At 40.5% G+C, this 18,614-nt stretch carries 15 protein-coding genes; 6 read left to right on the forward strand and 9 right to left on the reverse strand.

Annotated features, from left to right (window positions below):
- Positions 1–320 precede the first annotated feature (320 nt).
- On the forward strand, positions 321–800 hold the full coding sequence (locus CWC18_RS12095) for an NYN domain-containing protein (RefSeq protein WP_119862920.1): 480 nt from the start codon (positions 321–323) through the stop codon (positions 798–800).
- A 96-nt stretch (positions 801–896) separates the two neighbouring features.
- Here the strand turns inward: CWC18_RS12095 and CWC18_RS12100 are convergent, their stop codons facing one another.
- Together CWC18_RS12100 and dapA are read right to left on the reverse strand one after the other, a co-directional pair.
- Positions 897–2,204, reverse strand: coding sequence for a DEAD/DEAH box helicase (locus CWC18_RS12100; RefSeq protein WP_138675339.1), 1,308 nt, complete (start codon positions 2,202–2,204; stop codon positions 897–899).
- 56 nt (positions 2,205–2,260) lie between these two features.
- Positions 2,261–3,175, reverse strand: coding sequence for a 4-hydroxy-tetrahydrodipicolinate synthase (gene dapA / locus CWC18_RS12105; protein WP_138590363.1), 915 nt, complete (start codon positions 3,173–3,175; stop codon positions 2,261–2,263).
- Positions 3,176–3,324: 149 nt separating this feature from the next.
- Here dapA and CWC18_RS12110 point away from each other — a divergent pair, with 149 nt between their 5' ends.
- Positions 3,325–3,978, forward strand: a complete 654-nt coding sequence (locus CWC18_RS12110; protein WP_138675340.1) for a DUF6058 family natural product biosynthesis protein — start codon at positions 3,325–3,327, stop codon at positions 3,976–3,978.
- A 9-nt stretch (positions 3,979–3,987) separates the two neighbouring features.
- Here CWC18_RS12110 and CWC18_RS12115 read toward each other — a convergent pair whose 3' ends face one another.
- Positions 3,988–4,245, reverse strand: coding sequence for a hypothetical protein (locus CWC18_RS12115; RefSeq protein ID WP_138590360.1), 258 nt, complete (start codon positions 4,243–4,245; stop codon positions 3,988–3,990).
- A 190-nt stretch (positions 4,246–4,435) separates the two neighbouring features.
- On the opposite strand from CWC18_RS12115, the gene CWC18_RS12120 reads away from it, so the two are divergent.
- Together CWC18_RS12120 and ykgO are read left to right on the forward strand one after the other, a co-directional pair.
- A complete protein-coding gene (locus CWC18_RS12120; RefSeq protein ID WP_010361845.1) occupies positions 4,436–4,687 on the forward strand; it encodes a type B 50S ribosomal protein L31 in 252 nt (83 codons plus the stop codon).
- 10 nt (positions 4,688–4,697) lie between these two features.
- Complete coding sequence (gene ykgO / locus CWC18_RS12125; protein WP_010361844.1) at positions 4,698–4,838, forward strand: type B 50S ribosomal protein L36; 141 nt, start codon at positions 4,698–4,700, stop codon at positions 4,836–4,838.
- Between the two features lie 71 nt (positions 4,839–4,909).
- Here ykgO and CWC18_RS12130 read toward each other — a convergent pair whose 3' ends face one another.
- The 4 genes from CWC18_RS12130 to CWC18_RS12145 form a co-directional block, all read right to left on the reverse strand.
- Positions 4,910–6,994: a basic secretory protein-like protein gene (locus tag CWC18_RS12130; protein WP_138675341.1), complete on the reverse strand. Its 2,085-nt coding sequence runs from the start codon at positions 6,992–6,994 to the stop codon at positions 4,910–4,912.
- Positions 6,995–7,012: 18 nt separating this feature from the next.
- A complete protein-coding gene (locus tag CWC18_RS12135; protein ID WP_138675342.1) occupies positions 7,013–9,847 on the reverse strand; it encodes a TonB-dependent receptor domain-containing protein in 2,835 nt (944 codons plus the stop codon).
- Between the two features lie 160 nt (positions 9,848–10,007).
- Positions 10,008–11,453: a basic secretory protein-like protein gene (locus tag CWC18_RS12140; protein WP_138675343.1), complete on the reverse strand. Its 1,446-nt coding sequence runs from the start codon at positions 11,451–11,453 to the stop codon at positions 10,008–10,010.
- 170 nt (positions 11,454–11,623) lie between these two features.
- On the reverse strand, positions 11,624–12,010 hold the full coding sequence (locus CWC18_RS12145) for a cytochrome b562 (RefSeq protein WP_138675344.1): 387 nt from the start codon (positions 12,008–12,010) through the stop codon (positions 11,624–11,626).
- Between the two features lie 154 nt (positions 12,011–12,164).
- Here CWC18_RS12145 and CWC18_RS12150 point away from each other — a divergent pair, with 154 nt between their 5' ends.
- Together CWC18_RS12150 and CWC18_RS12155 are read left to right on the forward strand one after the other, a co-directional pair.
- On the forward strand, positions 12,165–13,217 hold the full coding sequence (locus CWC18_RS12150; protein ID WP_138590351.1) for an ABC transporter substrate-binding protein: 1,053 nt from the start codon (positions 12,165–12,167) through the stop codon (positions 13,215–13,217).
- A 202-nt stretch (positions 13,218–13,419) separates the two neighbouring features.
- On the forward strand, positions 13,420–15,039 hold the full coding sequence (locus CWC18_RS12155) for a S8 family serine peptidase (RefSeq protein WP_138675345.1): 1,620 nt from the start codon (positions 13,420–13,422) through the stop codon (positions 15,037–15,039).
- 81 nt (positions 15,040–15,120) lie between these two features.
- Here the strand turns inward: CWC18_RS12155 and CWC18_RS12160 are convergent, their stop codons facing one another.
- Both CWC18_RS12160 and CWC18_RS12165 read right to left on the reverse strand, forming a co-directional pair.
- A complete protein-coding gene (locus tag CWC18_RS12160) occupies positions 15,121–16,080 on the reverse strand; it encodes a phosphotransferase (RefSeq protein WP_138675346.1) in 960 nt (319 codons plus the stop codon).
- A gap of 241 nt (positions 16,081–16,321) precedes the next feature.
- A complete protein-coding gene (locus tag CWC18_RS12165; RefSeq protein WP_138675347.1) occupies positions 16,322–18,580 on the reverse strand; it encodes an acyl-CoA dehydrogenase in 2,259 nt (752 codons plus the stop codon).
- Positions 18,581–18,614 lie beyond the last annotated feature (34 nt).

Here is an 18,614-nt window from a genome sequence, read left to right on the forward strand (position 1 = left end):
TCTTGTCTGAACTAATACAAGTGATTTTTCATGCTCTTGCCCTGGGACTTGGTCTGGTTCTGGCTTTGAAGGTGCTTATACTAAAATGCAATATTTAAAAAATAAAATAGCTAAGTGCTTAATAACATAAAAATCCTACACCTATACACTCTACTAATAATCTCTATAAACTTTGATTAATGTAGAGTGTTCTATTAAAAACTATACTCTGTTCTAATTCAGGTTTTATTGTTACTTAGAGTCCATTCTTTCATACATTGGTGACGACTTCTGTTACAGTGTACTCTTCCATGCTTACCTACTATAAATTAAATGTATCCATGAAAAAAATTGCTATTTTTGTTGATGTACAAAATATCTATTACACCTGTAAACAGTCCTTGGGCGGTAATTTTGATTACAATGCATTTTGGGCACAAGCAAAAGAGTATGGTCAAATAGAACATGCCTACGCTTACGCAACATATCGCGGTGACGACAAACAAACTCAGTTTCAAAATATCTTGCGCGCGATAGGGTTTGATGTGAAGCTTAAACCCTATATACAACGTCAAGATGGTTCAAAAAAAGGGGATTGGGACGTAGGCATTACCATTGACATGATGGAGGCAGCCAAAACAGTCGATGAGATCATATTACTATCAGGTGATGGAGACTTTGCTATTTTACTGGCACATTTGCGTGATCACTATAACGTAAAAAGCACCGTGTATGGAGCGACAAAACTAACCGCTAATTTATTGATTGAATCATGCGACGAGTTTATTCCTATTAACTCATCATTGCTGCTATCGCGCTAAAACTTTATCTCGCACCAACAGTGTAATAAATTAACACGCTTTATAAAAAAATAGCGGCAATTGAGCCGCTATTTTAAGAATCTTAAAAAGACCTTATTATTTATCAAGTCCTAACTTCGTCCCTTTTATTTGTTTACGGACATTGGCAATACGTGAGCGGTTTTTAGCACGCGCTTCACCACTTGCCTGATTGCTAGGGCGGTTACTACGAGGTTGACGACGCTGATGTGATTGCTTTTTACTTAACTTTTTAATTAAGTTATCACGGCTACTTACTTCATACCCTGGCAAATAATAACGCTTGATCTGCTGCTCAATCAGTTCTTCAATATGCACCAAAACTTGCTCTTCTTCACGTGCCACAAATGAGATAGCTTGCCCTTCGTTACCCGCTCGCCCTGTTCGACCAATACGGTGAACATAATCTTCAGCCAAATACGGCAAGTCATAGTTAACAACACGTGGTAAGCCCTCAATATCAATACCTCGAGCAGCGACCTCTGTTGCGACTAAAACGCGTACCTTGCCTTCTTTAAACTCTCGAAGAGCACGACGACGAGCGCCTTGCGTTTTATCTCCATGACATACAATCGCTGGGATCCCATCTAACACCAGCTCACTGACTAATTCATCTGCAACGTCCTTCATGTTTACAAACACGAGCACTTGCTGCCAGTTTTTCTTACCTATCAATTCTGAAAGTAATTCTTGTTTACGAGATTGTTCAACAGGATATACAACATGACGAACCGTTTCTGCTGTGGTGTTCTCAGGCGTTACTTGTACATATTTAGGATGTCTTAGTACTGAACCAGCAAATTGCTTCATAGCGGGTGGAAAAGTGGCCGAAAACAATAAAATCTGTTTATCGGTATGCGTTAGCTCAATCACTTGTTGAATATCAGTGATGAACCCCATATCCAACATGCGATCAGCTTCATCTAATACCAAGTGCTTAACATTAGCCAAACTAATGTTACCTAGGCGAATGTGGTCGAGCAATCTACCAGGTGTTGCAACAACGATATCGGCACCTGCAGCCAGCTTATCAGCTTGCCCAGTTGTATTTATACCACCAAACAACGATACGGTTTTTAGCTCTGTATACTGTGCAAATTCCTCACAGTTACGGCCTATCTGCTCCGCCAACTCTCGCGTAGGCGCTAAAATTAAAGCGCGTGGTGATTTGGTTTGCGAGCCATTATCTGCATCTAGCAGTTTTTGAATAACAGGTAATGCAAACGCTGCTGTTTTACCTGTGCCTGTTTGAGCCGTAGCTAAAACATCATGCCCTTTGCGTACGACGGGGATAGCAGCTTGTTGTATTGGGGTTAGGGTAGAAAAGTTTATTTCGTCGAGTGCTTTAAGCAACAAAGGAGAAAAACTAAAAGATTTGAAATTCATGAAAAAACCTGCGACCAATACTTAAGGGCCGCAGATTATACGTTATTTGTTACAACCTAACAAAGCTTTAATAGCGTTTCATCAATGATATTTGCTTTTCCACCGACCACATCGGCTTCGTTAAGCGCATTTATAAGTTCAACCCCTTGCAACTGCTGTGCCTTGCTCAGAGTAACATAAGGTAAACGTGATACAGGTTTAACAGCACCCGTCATAATTAACGCGCTGTTGATTGCAATTGGATTCGGCTCACAAAACAGCCAGTTCATAAGAGGTGTCAATTGCTCATTTAACGTTGGACTTTTTGCGTCCATTAATGTGCGAAATAGCTTAGGGATCAAATTTGAGGTTACTGAAATTACCCCATGCGATTGATGCAAATGGCGGCCATCATGCGCTTCATCATCGTTTCCAGACCAACACGCGATGCCTTTTGACTCATAGTGTGCAATGCGCTCATTGCCACCACACTCCTTTACACCAATAAAATTAACGTGCTTTGCAAGTGGTTCTATGATGTCAGGGGTCAAGTCTTGTCCAGTTCTACCCGGCACGTTATAAACAAATGCTGGGCCAAGATCTAGCAAGCGCTCGAAATGGATTTTAACGCCCGCCAGTGATGTACGGCCATAATACGGGTTAATTTGTAATGCTGCATCCATCCCAGAGGCAAAGCCATATTCTGTAGCTTTTATCGCCTCTCGCGTATTATTACTACCAGTATTGCCAACAATAACTAAGTCTTTCGAAAACTTATTGACGCTATGTGCGATGAGCATTAGGTGCTCTTCCCAGTTCATTAACTGGCCTTCACCTGTTGTTCCACCTACGATAATGCCATCAACGCCCGCAATGACTTGCGCTTCAACCAAGCGGTCATAGGTTGCTAAATCAATGTCACCAGACATGGTGTAAGGTGTTTTTATCGCGGTAATAAGGCTTGCTTGTTTAATTGTTTGTATTGTTCGCATTCGATTTTAATTGGCGTTGGATCAGTTTGGCTATGTTTTACCATAAATGGCCGTAATATCCGAGTAATTCACGATGCAATTTTTTACTTGAAATATTAAATTAAATCATCCACAATTTAATTACTGTATATTTATCCAGTCAATTAACAATGAGTCTACTTAGCCACTTAGATACTTACTTTTATCGCGCTGAAGAACTATGCCAAGCGCTAAAAATTTCTGAAGAAACTTTATTAAAATGGCAAGAAAGCCGCATATTCCCAAAGCCCTCTTATAGTATTCAAAATACCATAAAATGTAGTTCTTACTTAGGGCTCTATGAATGCGAGGAGTTTACCGACTACTACCCAAGAGGTGGCGTACAATGGGGTCAAGACTTAATAAAATATAAAGTGCAAAGCTCTTCTCAGGCTTACGAATTGTTTTATCAGCAATACACGCAAACTCTAGAGCGATGCCAACAACAAGCTTTGTATTGCCAAGACGCTCGCTTTAGTGATGATTTAGAGGACCAGATCCAGACCAGTTGGCAACAGTATCTATGCAGTAAATACGGAACAATAAGCCAAAATGGGTTAATTGAAGAAATTGTTTATATTGAGCTGGGCAGAGCGATTGTCGATGAGCTAACTGAAGAACGCACAGCATCAAGCATTAACATAACAGTACGCCCACAATTGCTTAAAGCACTAAAGCTATTAAATCGAGCCATAAGCCATCAAGCAAAGCATGAACAGAACCAATCATTGCGTGAACGGTATATCGATGCCCTAGTTATTAAGTACGATTTAAGCGTAAAGTAATTATTTACGCTAGGACTGCTCACAGTGCGCACGCATTACTTCAAACGCCTTAAGTACAGTAAGCTGCTCTTTACATAACGCATCGTACCAATTATCGAATTTTTCATCATCTTCTTGCTCGCTGAGCACCTGATATTCAGCAAGTAGCTCGATAATGTCTGTATGAGTGCAACTTAAACTATCTAGTTGTGCACTCAATGCAGAGTGATCTTTATTTTTTAGTGTTGCAATTACACTGTTGTCTAGTTGATCGTTACCCTGAATCATAACTCTTCCCTTTTCTTGTTATAGTTACTAGTTATAACAGTCTGATACGGAATTGGTACCCCCTAAGCAACCGTTTGCACAACATTCGTGCGATCTGAGGAGAAATTGCGGGAGTCGCTATTAATTGTTGCAATTAATTCTTATTTGAAATAAAATTCGATACATTATAACAAAACATTACGGAGTTTTTATGAAGCCTGGTATCCACCCCGATTACCAACAAGTCGCTTTTCACGATACAGCTGCAGATAGCTACTTTGTTGTAGGCTCAACAATTAAAACTGACAGAACGATTGAACTAGAAGGTGTTACTTACCCTTATGTGCCAATCGATGTGTCTAGTGAATCTCACCCTTTCTATACTGGTAAGCAAAAAGCAGTTGCTAGTGATGGACGTGTTGCACAATTTAACCGCAGGTTTAAAAACTTAAGCACAAAATAACGGAGGCTCTATGAAGGTACTTAGTTCACTAAAAAGCGCAAAAAATCGCCCTGGTTGTCAAGTAGTAAAAAGACGTGGTCGCGTATTTGTGATTTGTAAAACAAATCCGCGCTTTAAAGCTGTACAAGGGAAAGGCGGCTCGAAAAAGTAACTTTATCTTGCCCTGACAAAAAACCTCTACCTAGTTGGTAGAGGTTTTTTATTATTAGCTCATTCAGCTATTTATTCTTCGGTCCATAACGCAATTTCACCTATTTGGATCAAACGACCACTATCACCACCAACCCCTTCTCCTGTGCGTGTATTATGAAAATCAATTCGATATTGTATATATTCAGCGGTATTAGCAACATCAAACATGTAGGTCGCACTCAACTCAGGTAAGTTTGAGAACTCTTGACTATCCAGCAGTGTCCATTGCTCACCATCGTTTGAGCCATACATATCCCAACTGCTTGGAAAGCGTATTGCGTTATCTTTGGCTGTTGCAATAGAATATTTTGACACTTTCGTTGCTTGCGCTAAAACAAAGTCGGTATATACACTGTTTACTTGCGCAATAGGCAGTAAATCTGGAGCGTACTCAGCTACCCACCAAGGTGCTTCAATCAACGCATTGAACTTATTATTTATATTATTATCGACTAACTTATCTGGCCCTTCACCCCAAATACCTATATGAGTTGCGTTTGTGTTTACTATTACCGACTCTAAAATTGCAATATTTTTAAACCCTGCCACAGGCGTAGGGAAAGGTGCAGTGATGCCTTTTTCATCTTTCAAGTAGGCAATATACTCAGAAAATACCACTTCAATCCCTCGATCTGCACCAAATATATGCTTAAATGCCAAATCAAAGTCCCATTTATCAAGCTCATTTGCACTGGCATTAAAGCGCTTAATAAAATCGATACTCTTATTTGTATTAACGACCCACTCTAAAAAAAATGCGGTTTGGTTATATGCATCTTCATTATGGTCTTTTACCCAAGCAATATTAGGTCTCGCGTGCTCGTAGAACCCGGCTTCAATTCGGATGAAATTTGCCAGTGACTCCAAGTACGTATGATAGTCGTTACCTGCTTCATAACTCCCTGTCTTTGGTGTGTTATTATAACCATGTGTTAATTCATGCCAAAGTACCCCAAGAACTTCTCTTCTAATGGCTTCATCACCTTGACCTTCCAAGCTCGCTATATGGTTTAAGTCAAACATCAGTTCCATATGTTTATCACTCCCCCCCTTAGCGGCAGGGAAATCATACAGATCAGTAATAAACTTCACTGACTCAAAAGTATTTATTTCGGTTACGTTGTTGAATAAACGCTTGGCAATTTTTAATGATATTTCTTGGATCACTGCTTCAAGGTCAGGAAATACTCGTTCAAGTGCTTTTTGACCTGCGTGCTCAGGTTTATTTTTTATAAAAGTAACGCTTGGGTTTTCAAAACCTGCCCAAGGCTGTTGTTCGTCCCACACCCGTATATAGTCTTCCTTAATTAACATTGACTCACCTTTGTCATTTGCCGCGCTCAAGGTTACCGACTTGGCACCTAACGACGAAAACTTAACCAATGGCGATCGCTCATTACTGGTTTGCGGCGTCCCATCTTCAAATGTCCATTGCCAACTGGTCGGGTTTACCAATGACTCGTCTTTAAAAACCACCAGCTCATCGACCGCTGGTGTCACATTTGTCGCTATAAACTCTACCAGTGGGACATCAGATACTACCATCAACTGCAATTCAGCAAGCTGTAAGATGTTACTGCCGTAGGAGTCAGTCCCAGCATGTACCATTTCAAAATTGAAGTACTGAAATGCTTGTTCATTCTCAATGGAAAATGACCTCATTGACCCACGTGATTCAAATACTTCATCTGCACGAGCATCTATTTCAACCCAGTCTTGCTTGTCATTGGAGCCATACACTACCCAATTTTTAGGGTCTCTGTTCGGTTCATCCCCAGCCGATATAAAGTTATAACCTTTAAGCTCATATTCCTTAACTGCTGAAAAAATCACTGTGGCTTTGCTATCAAACGCTAAAAATTTAGTACCCGCCTTGCCATCAATTAGATTTTCAACCTGCTCGCCAGCAGGTGAGGAGTCAGTTCCTTCAGTCAATATGGCTTCAACTTTAGAGCCAGTATCGCCAACCATATTTCGCTGCGCTGAGTCATTAACAACGGTTTGCATTGGTGTTTCTTCACTACTTTGCCTAGAAGTAAAACCTGATCCATCATTACAGCCCGTTAGTGCCACACACACAGCAAGTGTTACTGCTGAATATTTTAAATTAAACATATTATTCACCTGTTATTATTAGAATTGGTAAGTTAATCTTGCACTAAACTCTCGGCCAATGCTGTCGTAGCGACCGCCATGATAAAATGGATAATTACTGAATGTTTCGTCTTGAGGTGGCATCGCATTGAGTAAGTTTTTAACAGTGAATATCAGACGCGTATCGTCATTAATATGATACCCCAGCGTCACATTGTGCTTTATCCATGCGGGTAACTTTTGACGCTCACCGTATACAGCGTTATTCCACATTTTTCCTTTATATAGCATTAACCAACTCACTGATGTATCGCCACTTTCCCACGTGGCAGAGAAAGACCCTAATTCTTTAAAGTCATTGTTATTTTGGTCATCTAAGATATCAACTAATGGGTCTTCTGCACGGATCCGCTCTTTCTTTTTCAATACACGATTATAATCTGCTTTGTAGCGGAACGTTCCAAAAGCCGTATCAAATGTACCCCGTATGCCAAGATCTATCCCCGCATCTTGACGTTCGGCAGCATTAATATAACCCTCTTGTATCGTGTGAGGTGTATAAGCTAACCCTGATATTGCATTACCTAGTCGGTCAATTCCTTGGCCATTTTCATCATAGCGCTTAACTCTTTCACGCATATTGCCACACAGCTCGGAATCACTATTCTCGCCTCCGTTTTGGCATAACCAGAGTTTGTCTAGGATATAACTTGAATCAAGCCTCTTAATTTTGTCTTTGATTTTTATCGAGTAAAAATCGATATTGAATGACAGTTCATCTGAGTACTCATAAACAATACCCGCGGTAAACGAACTTCCCGTTTCTTCTTTTAGCGTCAGATCACCCGCTGATAATGTTTCAAAACCGGTTTGTAGGCTACTAATATTGGCACTGGTTAAATCTAACTGACCTGTTTCACAAGTATGCGATAACGCATCCGTATTATATCCATCAACTTGTTGCGTGCTTTGCAGCATGCGACACGCATCAGCGGTGATCCTATCGTTTAAGGTAGCAAAGTTACCACTGAACCCTTGGTAGAGTGAAGACATATCAGGGCCTCTAAAGGTTGTCCCATAAGCACTCCTGATCACAACTTGTTCAGTAGGTTTATAGGTGAAACCTAACTGCGACGTCATTGCTCCACCCACTTGACTTTCATCATCATAGTAATCATATCGTACTGCTGCTTCAGCACTTAATTCGGATGTAATTGGAACTAAGAACTCAAAGGCAGCGGCATATCTATCTCGCTCCCCATCGGTGATCACGCCAGTTAGACCAACAAATTGTTTATTTAATATTCTATCGTCGGGTGTGGCTCTCGTGCCCTCTCGCATCACTTCAACATACGCTGAAAACTGAACCGCTCCCGCCGATAATTCGAATAAGTCTCCGGATATATCTGCCGTTACACTGTCATTAAACGAATTACCATCATACGTTGACCAGTCCATAAACTGCATCACACTATCTGGTGTAGCGCCCCCAAAAAACAGTTTATAATTTGGACGATACACATCTATTCCATTCACTTCACCAAGTTTTTCTCCTTTGATAAACTGATTTCCTGCAACGGTATGTGATAAATACCTATCAGCAAAATCGTAGTTAGCGTGGCTGTAACCCACAGAGTAGTAAAACTCACCAACCTCACCTTTTACGCCAAAATTAAATGACATAGACTCATCGTTAAAGATGCGCCCTAAACCGTCATCGGTATATTCATCATCTGATAGTACTCGCCACATATACTTAACTGGAGCGCCATATCCCCCATCACTATTTTGAATATCAGGATCCCAAAAATTACCACCGTGGAATGAGCCTAAATGGCCCCATAAAAACGGATTACGTCGGCCTTTTTTATCTTGCTGAATATAAAATCCATTCGCAAATAGTGCCGTGGTCTCAGACAGTTCATATTCAGAATTCAAATAAACACTGTAAGTTTCACTTTCATTGCGTAATAACTTATCACCCGTTTCATCCCATCCACAGCTCGGCCCATAATTACTGCGCTTAATGAAGTGCTGGGTAGCTTGTGGGTGTGGGTTATCATCAGTATTACAATATTGCTCTGAATACTGATTTCGATACTCAGTATTTTCAGCCCAAACCGTAATGGAGCGGTTAACTTCACTGTTCGAGTCAGGGTCTGGGTTATCCCAAACACTATCGTGATAAGGCCTATCACTTGATAGTAGCGCATCTTCTTTTTTGTATTCTAAAGCGTAATCAAAGGTGAAATTGTCTTTTTTCATTCCACCAACAAATGTCAAAGACTTTTTATCACCCTTACCATAGGTATCTTGACCAAACTTCGCATCAATAAAGTGCCCATCAATTCCTTTCTTAGTTATGATATTTACAACACCCGCCATTGCATCAGAACCGTAAATCGCTGACGCTCCACCGGTTTGAATATCAATCCTTTCAACCATCGCTGTTGGGATCATATCTAGGTTTACAAAGTTTGTTTGTCCGCCAAATGGCATCGGATAGTAAGCTAGTCGTTTACCATTAACCAAAATTAGGGTGTATTCTGGTCCTAACCCTCTTAAATTTAATTCTTTGGCTCCGGGGGTATAAGAGCCTGTTTCGACTTCACCTAATACAGCACCACCTGCTGCAACTGATCCCATTAAAGCATCGTACACAGAATCAAAGCCATTACGAACCATATCGGAAGAACTGATCGTATGTACGTTAATTGCCCCTTCGATGTCAACACGTTTAATTCTCGACGATGTAACTTCAACTCGTTCTATTTTTTTTACTTCTTGAGCTGCCAAGGCGAGGCTTGAGTTAGTGCAAATGACAGCTATAGCCATTGCAATTGGTGACAACCTTCTTAATTTATTATTATTCATATTTCATCCGCTGACTTATATTGTTATTGCTAAATTAGAACGTTCCAATTACCATTAAAAAAACACTGCTAACGAGCTATTTGTTTAATACGCATAAATGGAACCTTCCAATTATTGGTGGTAGAAGGTAGTCTGTCAATGTATTTTATTCAATAATTAATTACATACTATTCAAAGACTGTTGATATTCAGACCACAACAAGTCTACATCTTTACCTGTTACGTGCTTTATTGCTTTATCAAAGCGCCACTTTTCAAGCTCAATGGCTGTTTTGTTAAATCGATACGCAAAATTGTCATGTTCTTTGCTCAACCAATATAGAAAGAATCCAGTGTTTGTGTAACCCCCTAGATAGCTTTGCGATGGCTTAGGTGACCTTGTTTTGTGAAACCCGGCTTGTATTCTAATTAAATCAGCCATACCCTCAATAAAAGCGTGCGCACCAGCATCATCATAACCTACGGACTTTGGAAAGTGCTGATATCCATGAGTCAACTCATGCCATAAAACACCTAGTAGTTCATACCTCACATCTTCATCAGGTTTGCCAGCTAATTTCTCAGTAATATATTTTGAGCTAAAGGCAATTTCCATATTAGTATCATCACCAGCTCGGTAAGCGATGGTATCCATCCATTTTAAGGTAAACGTTACTTGTTCAAAATCAGGTAATTCAGCAAAATTTTTATATAGCAGGGGCGCTAGATCTCTAGTCACTCTGTCAATTGTCTGTGCTATGTTTGGAAATAATCGGAGCAACCTCTTTGCGCCAGCCGACTCTGAATCTTCAATTACCACTTTTACTTTTGGTGTTGTGTGCCCTACCCAAGGCTTTGACTTGTCGACTACTTTTATCACATTGTTACGGTAAACTCTGTCTTCACCAAACGTATTTATTGCCTGCAGTGACACTGAATAACTACCTGGCTTTGAAAAATATGCCTTGGCTTTATTGCCTGCTTCAAACAGGGTAGCACCGGGGATACTCCATATTATTTTACTCGGATCATTAGCGACATTAGCATAAATATCAATAGGTTGATTAATTGTAGACACCGGTTGACTGACATTAAAATCCGCTATCGGCAAATGAGTATCAGAGATAAGAGCAAAGTTAGCAAGTTGCAAATAGCTATCCCCCCATGCAGTTGTCCCCTCTTGTTTCATATCTAGCTTAAATCGGCTAAATGACAGACTATCATTGACTTGAAATCTGAGAGACTGACCGCGTTTTGAAAACGTGATGCTATTTCGTTTATCAAGCTCATACCATGACTCCCCATCATTTGACCCAAATAAAACCCAATTTTTTGGATCTCGCTTTGGCGCATCAAGTGCCGACGTTAATACATACTCATAAACTCGCTTTGGGCGCTCAAACTGGATAGATACCCAACTTTGGCTGTACTTTGATATGTATTTACTTTGCAAGGAAGTATCGAATAGTTTATCAACGCCTTCATTTTCTATGTAAGTTGGATACTGCGTGTTAACGGTGAATGGGTCTTTTTTGGTCATATCATACAACACGAGATCATTCGCTAATATGGCAGGCGATGCCAGTATCACCAGTGTGGTAAATAAGGCTTTTTTTAGGTATGTCATAGACTCTCCAAATGAATGCAAACGCCATTATTGGATCGTTCCTATTGAAAAAGCAAGAACAGCACGATATATTTTAAAAGCCTCGTCTCTAGAGTGAAACTGAATGCGGACAGGAAAAATATGGGAAGGTGATGTTTACACCACAAAGCACCACCTTACAAGTTTACTAATTAGCCAAATATAAGTTGCCAAATGCTCGGGGGTTCATGGAATTTATGGTACTCTTTTCTCAATGAATCTATTTTCTTTAACTCAGTTTGTGCACTTTTCATATCGCCGTTTTTGGCCAACTGCCTGGCCCGTTCAATCGTATCTAATACTTTTTGCAAACCTTCTAACGACTGAGTTTTCAATTCAGGTTTAAAAGTTTCTTTTGTCGCTTCAAGTGAATAACGCGACAGTGATTCTAATGAAGATAGGAGTTCCTGCTTATTAGTCGCTTGCACTGCCTGTTTATAACTTAGCCCTATATTTTTCATCGTGACCGACAGCTCGCTCGTCTCTTTTGCAAAAACAGTTATCGACAGAAAAAATAATAAAAATAGTGTATTACGCATTGCCCTACTTATAACGCCCTTATATATGTTGCCGTAGTATACCGAAAATAGCGCGATTAAACATTTATTTGCCCTGTAAAGGAGGTGTATGAATTAGCCTCAAAAATGCAAATATGTGTCATAATTAAGATAAGTTTAATTTTATGAATTCCCAATGAAATTGCCAATTATCATACTCTTCGCATTGCTGGTTTTTATTGCGCCTCAATCTCATTCGCAAACGAAAGTAACATTTATCAATCCTGGTTACGCCCACAGTAATCCTACAGGCGACTTTTGGCTCAATGTTACCTTATTTATGCAAGCCGCAGCTGATGATCTAAATATAAACCTAACAGTGCAATACGCTGATAGGAATCATATTATTATGAAGCAACTGGTTCGAGAAGCGCTAAAAGACACTGACAGCTATTTAATCTTGGTCGACGAAAAGTCGGTGATAGCCAATACCCTTATAAACTCTACTCATATTCACCCTGCGATCATTTTTTTACTGAACCAACCGACTCAAGTACAAACCAAAAGGCTTGTGAAAAAAGGATATGGTATTTTGGGGAGTTTATTACCAGATAACTTTCAAGCTGGGAGGCTACTTGCGCAGAAGTTAGTGTCGCTCATTGATAAGCCACATCGGCGTTATAAAAATGAAATGATTGCTTTGTTAGGCGAGACTGCAACCCTTGCAGCTCAGCAACGTGAGCAAGGCTTGCTTAATTATTCAAATCGCGAACCATATCTTAACTTAAAGCAAAGAGTGGCTGCCAACTGGTCTTATGATGAAGCATTTCAACTTACTCCCAGCTTACTAAAACGTTTTCCAGACACAAAGCTCATATGGAGTGCCAACGATGCGATGGCTTTTGGTGCAGCAGCAGCGCTTACAGAACTCGGGTTGCGAGAAAAAATTAAAGTTGGCGGCGTTAATTGGGACCAAAAACAAACTACACACTTAGATACCTCCATTGGCGGCCATGTCACACTGGGCGGTCTTGCGATGATAAAAGTCTTTGAACATAACCAACCGGAGTCAATGTCAGTAGACGATAATATATACCCTATATTCACTGTATATAGCGAAAAATATGCACCAATCTACAACGCGATACACAACAAAAATATTGATGATATAGATTTCAGCCGCTTCACCGTCATAAATAAAGCGCCACTGGAATACAATCTTGACGCTTTAAATAGCTTTTTTAAATAACGTATAAAATTCACATAACTTTAATTTATTAAATTAAATAGCCGCATAAAACACCAACCAGCTCATTTAAAAGCCAATAATTGTCTCTTTTTTGGCTTTTATTTCCATAAAAACATTGTTGTATAAAACACACAAAATTGACACCACTCGAATTACCTGTTTTATTTACAGCCGTTAACAACATGTAACTAAGGTAATAACAATGAAAAATATGGTTTCAACAAGCTTAAAAATGACAGCGCTATCAGCATGTATTTGTGCATCTTTAGCAACACACGCACAAGATACACAACGTGTTATCGTCACTCTAAAGTCTCACTCAGTGAATGCTTCACTACCCGTGAAAATGTCTGATGCTGAAATGACGTCTTTCAAACAACAAACTTTAACGAATTTTGCTACGTCAATGAATTCGGCGCCTATTTCAACGTTACCAAGCGTGAATAGTTTTGTAACAGAAGTAACCCCAGAGCAAATGACATTACTTGCTGAAAGCGATGATGTTGCTCATGTTGAAGTAGATCCAAAGCGTTACCTAATGGCGGAATCTACGCCATATGGTATTGGTATGGTTCAAGCTAACCAACTTGCTGATAATATGAGTGGCAACCGTAAAGTATGTATCATGGATACTGGTTACACACTTAACCACCCTGATTTACCAAGCACTGGTATTACTGGTAATGACGGCTACGGCAGTAACAACACAGGTAACTGGTATAACGACGGTAACGGTCATGGAACTCATGTAGCAGGTACAATCGCTGCTGTTGGTGGCAATGGTCAAGGTGTTGTTGGTGTAAATCCATCAGGTCAACTTGGACTTCATATTGTTAAAGTCTTCAATGACCAAGGCCGTTGGGCATATGGTTCTGACTTAATTAAAGCCATTGAGCAATGTGAAGCTGCGGGCGCAAATGTTACTAGCATGAGTTTAGGTGGCAGTGGCAGCTCAACCGCTGAAAGAAATGCTTTCCAAGCAAGCTACAATCGCGGTGTTTTACATATTGCAGCAGCGGGTAATGGTGGTAATAGCAGTTTAAGTTACCCAGCTTCATACGATGAGGTTGTATCTGTTGCGGCTGTCGATAGTGGAGAAAGAAAGGCATCGTTCTCTCAATACAACAGCCAAGTCGAAATTGCAGGACCAGGTGTGGGCGTAAACTCTACTTGGAACAATAACGGGTATAAAAGCATCAGTGGTACATCAATGGCAACACCTCATGTTTCAGGTGTAGCTGCATTAGTTTGGAGCCACTATCCACAGTGTAGTAATAAGCAGATCCGTAACATTCTTAATATCACAGCTAAAGACAAAGGCGCTGCGGGTAAAGATACATCATATGGTTACGGTATTGTTCAAGCAAAAGCTGCATATGACTATATTGCGCAAAATGGCTGTTCTGATGACCCAGTCTTAACGCCAGTTGCAAACTTCACAAGCAGTGCGTCTGGTCTAAATGTTAGCTTCAGCAACACATCACGTAACGCACAAAGCTATAGTTGGAGCTTTGGTGATGGTTCAAGTAGCTCAGCGGCATCTCCTAGTCATACATATGCAGCAGCTGGTAGCTATCAAGTTACTCTAACAGCAACTGGTGCTGGCCAAAAAACATCATCTAAAACAGCAACCGTTACTGTGACTGATGGTTCAACCGGTGGCGGTTGTCAAGGGTTAGAAGCTTGGAATGCATCAACATACTACCGTGTAGGCGACAAAGTATCTTACAACAACAGAGAGTACCAAGCATCTTGGTGGTCAAGAGGTGCTCAGCCAGACGTATTCTCAAACGTGTGGACTCGCGGTGCAAACTGTAACTAAACCTAGTTTTTAAACATCAAAGGCACCAGATTATATCCGGTGCCTTTATCCTTATAATTCATATCTAATATTTAAGCGCTGTCATAGTAATTCAGACATAACCACGTTTACCTGACGCTTCATATAATTATTTATCTTTAAATGGTTCGGTTTCCAACCAAGTAAAAATCGATAGAAGTCCGACCAAATGATGGGCCATGCGCCTCGCCACTGAGATTCAATTTCTCTTTTTATATCAATATCATATCTAGTTTTAAGGGCTGAATGTAATTCACTAAAGTATAGTGCTAACAACGGTTCCTCATAAACATGCTGTTGCTCCGAGCTAAATACACTGGTAAATAACAGCATAATATCTTGAAGCCCAACCCCCTTGCCAACATACTGAAAATCATAACCCATCACGGCATTCTGCTTAATAGCAAAATTAGCCTGTTTCGCATCGCCATGGATCAAGGTCCTGTATTTTTGACTCACCAACCTATTATCGAGATCAACCGCATAACGTTTAATATCCCCTTTGGGCATTTTTTCATATTCGTCAGGACGAGTTGCTAAGTGCCAATAACCCCCTTGCTCCCAAAGTTTTGTGTGTTCTGGTTCTGGCTCAATATCACACCATAAAAACGTCGCGTGAAATCTTGCCAGCCAAGCAACTATATTGCCTACCGCTTCAAGATCTACACCTTCAACAGCATGAAACCCTTGAGTTGTAAAATCTTTAAAGACCAATATATTCTCTGAGCCACACTCATCAGCCCATAACAATTCCGGTGTTGCCGTGCAATAGGGTAAACGTGGTGCATATAGTTGGTAGAAATGCCTTTCTACACAATAAGACTTGGCTTTTCGCGCTTTTGCAAACAAACTTTGCCTAATATTAGGATGTTCGAGAGTATCGGGCACAGATGAAAACTTAATAACAGCGTGCTGGTTATCAATGTCTGCTTTTATAACTTCACCACACCCGCTCCAAAGTGCACATGGTTCGTCATTAAATGTAACGCTATCAAATTTTGTATTGAGGCTTTCTACTAACATAGTCAAATTGTTCCTATTATTGTTGCTACCCTAGCATGCAATTTAAACCTAATCACGACCTTCCTAGATTCCCCCCACTATTTATTTCCCCAACCTTATGGTTTCTAGCAAAATAATAAAGCTTTAAAAGCTCTGCATTGACTATTCAAACAATCATTTTTTAATAAAAAAAACCTCGATATCAACTATCGAGGTTTTTAATCATTAAGTGCCATGTATAGCGGCACTTAGGCATTGTTGACTAGCTTGCTTGCCGCACTTTGGCGACTTTATCAACGGGCTGCGCATTATCATCTAGCAAATTCATATCAAAATCGAATTCATCTACCCGAATCGCTTTTTCGCGCTTTTTATTATAATCAATTAGCTGTGCATACTCTGTCGCATTGATTAGGTTAGCTGCAAGTGCATTGTCTAGCGTTTGAGAAAAACGCACACCGGCTTTAATTTCTTTTTTACGCAATGCTTTTTTAACCTTTGCCAATAAATCTAAGCAAGCAAGTTTTGCTTTAAATGCTTGCTCGTTTATATCGTGTCCGTCACCCGGACTTGGTTTTACTAAATGGGTTAGCTGCACTTTAAAGGCGGTATCTTGCTGTGCAACCTTCGCTAATTCTCGGACCATATCATCTGAAATAGCTGGCATCTTATGACGGAATTGCAGCGTAATTGTACGCATTAATTTACGCGTACCAGATGCTGGGAAGTTATCTAAAAATTTGTGAAGCGCCTCTTCTGCTTTTTGTAGTGACCAACGCGTTGCGTAATGAAAATAAGGGGCTGCTGATTGTCTATCGCTAATCGCTACTTTTTGCTCATAGTACTTGATTGATGCCATTGCGCCATATAAGTGGCTCATCACATCGCCCAGTCTCGCCGATAACATTTCTGCCTGTTTTAGCTTTCCGCCCAATACCAACAATGAGAAGTCTGCATAAACAGCCAGTTTTGCCGACAGTTGATGTACAGCTTTTTCATATTTTTGTACTTCTGGTAACGCTGATTTACTGCCTGCGCTGAAGGGTAATAAACCCAAACCAAATGCACGGAAACTATTAGCAACACTGTAACCCACCGTCTTTACTAAGATTTTATTGAACGTTTTATCGGCAGATTTATCTTCACTATGAATAGATTCAACCATCGACTGCAAATACGGGTGACAACGCATAACACCTTGACCAAATATCATCAGATTACGCGTCAATATATTCGCACCTTCTACCGTAATGGCAATAGGTTGTGCAACATAACCACTCGCCAACGTATTCTGAGGTCCATTTTGTATCGCTTTGCCTGCCTGAATGTCCATTGCAGAATCGAGAACATCACGGCCAACTTCCGTCATATGATACTTAGCGATTGCTGTAACCACTGACGGTTTCAAACCCATCCCAAGCCCTTCGGTCGTCAATACGCGCATTGACTCTTGCAGATAGGTTTTACCTGCGATATCCGCAAGCTTTTCTTGAATACCTTCAAACTGACCGATTGATAGGCCAAACTGTTCTCGCACCGCTGCGTATTCTGATGCCGATTTGAATGCAGCCTGACTGGTTGATACACCCAATGCCGGTAGCGATATTCCGCGCCCCGCCCCTAAGCAACTTACGAGCATTTGCCAGCCTCGGCCAATATTCTGTTGGCCACCAATAATAAACTCCATAGGAATGAATACTTTATCACCTCGAGTTGTACCATTGTAAAAGCGGATACCCATTGGATCATGGCGGTTGCCTAATTCTACACCAGGGTGCGATTTAGGGATAAGGGCACATGTAATACCTAAATGTTCTTTACCACCGAGTATCCCTTGTGGATCTTCCACTTTAAATGCCAGACCAAGTACAGTCGCAATAGGCGCAAGCGTAATGTAGCGTTTGTCCCACGTTACTTCCATACCAACCACTTCTTTGCCTTCAAACATGCCTTTAGTGACAATACCTCGGTCAGGAATACCCCCAGCATCAGAACCCGCTTCTGGACTTGTTAACGCGAAGCATGGGATCTCTCTACCGTTAGCAAGTCTCGGTAAGTAATGCGCTTGCTGCTCTTTTGTCCCGTAATGAAGCAATAACTCACCTGGGCCGAGTGAATTCGGCACCATAACCGTTACGGCAACAGCTGAAGACTTTGTCGCAATTGTCCCTACAATCGTTGAATTGGCATAGGGGCTAAATTCTAAACCACCAAATTCTTTTGGTATAATCAATGAAAAGAAACGCTCTTTCTTTAAGAAGTCCAAAATATGGTCTGGTAAATGTTTGCTATTCTGAATGACAGAATCGTCAACCATTGCCATTAACTCTTTTACTGGGCCGTCTAAAAAGGCCTGCTCTTCACTTGAAAGCTTTGCTTCGGGCACAGCTCTCAGTGCGTCAAAATCGGGTTTACCCTGATAAATTGACCCTTCTAACCAAACATCCCCTGCATCTAAGGCTTCTTGTTCAGTGACTGAAATACTTGGTAATACTTTTTTTAATTGTGTTCTTAAGCTCATAATCAACTCATCCGACCAGCTACATATAACTACA

It is taken from the genome of Pseudoalteromonas aurantia (genome assembly GCF_005886875.1).
Classification (GTDB): domain Bacteria; phylum Pseudomonadota; class Gammaproteobacteria; order Enterobacterales; family Alteromonadaceae; genus Pseudoalteromonas; species Pseudoalteromonas aurantia_A.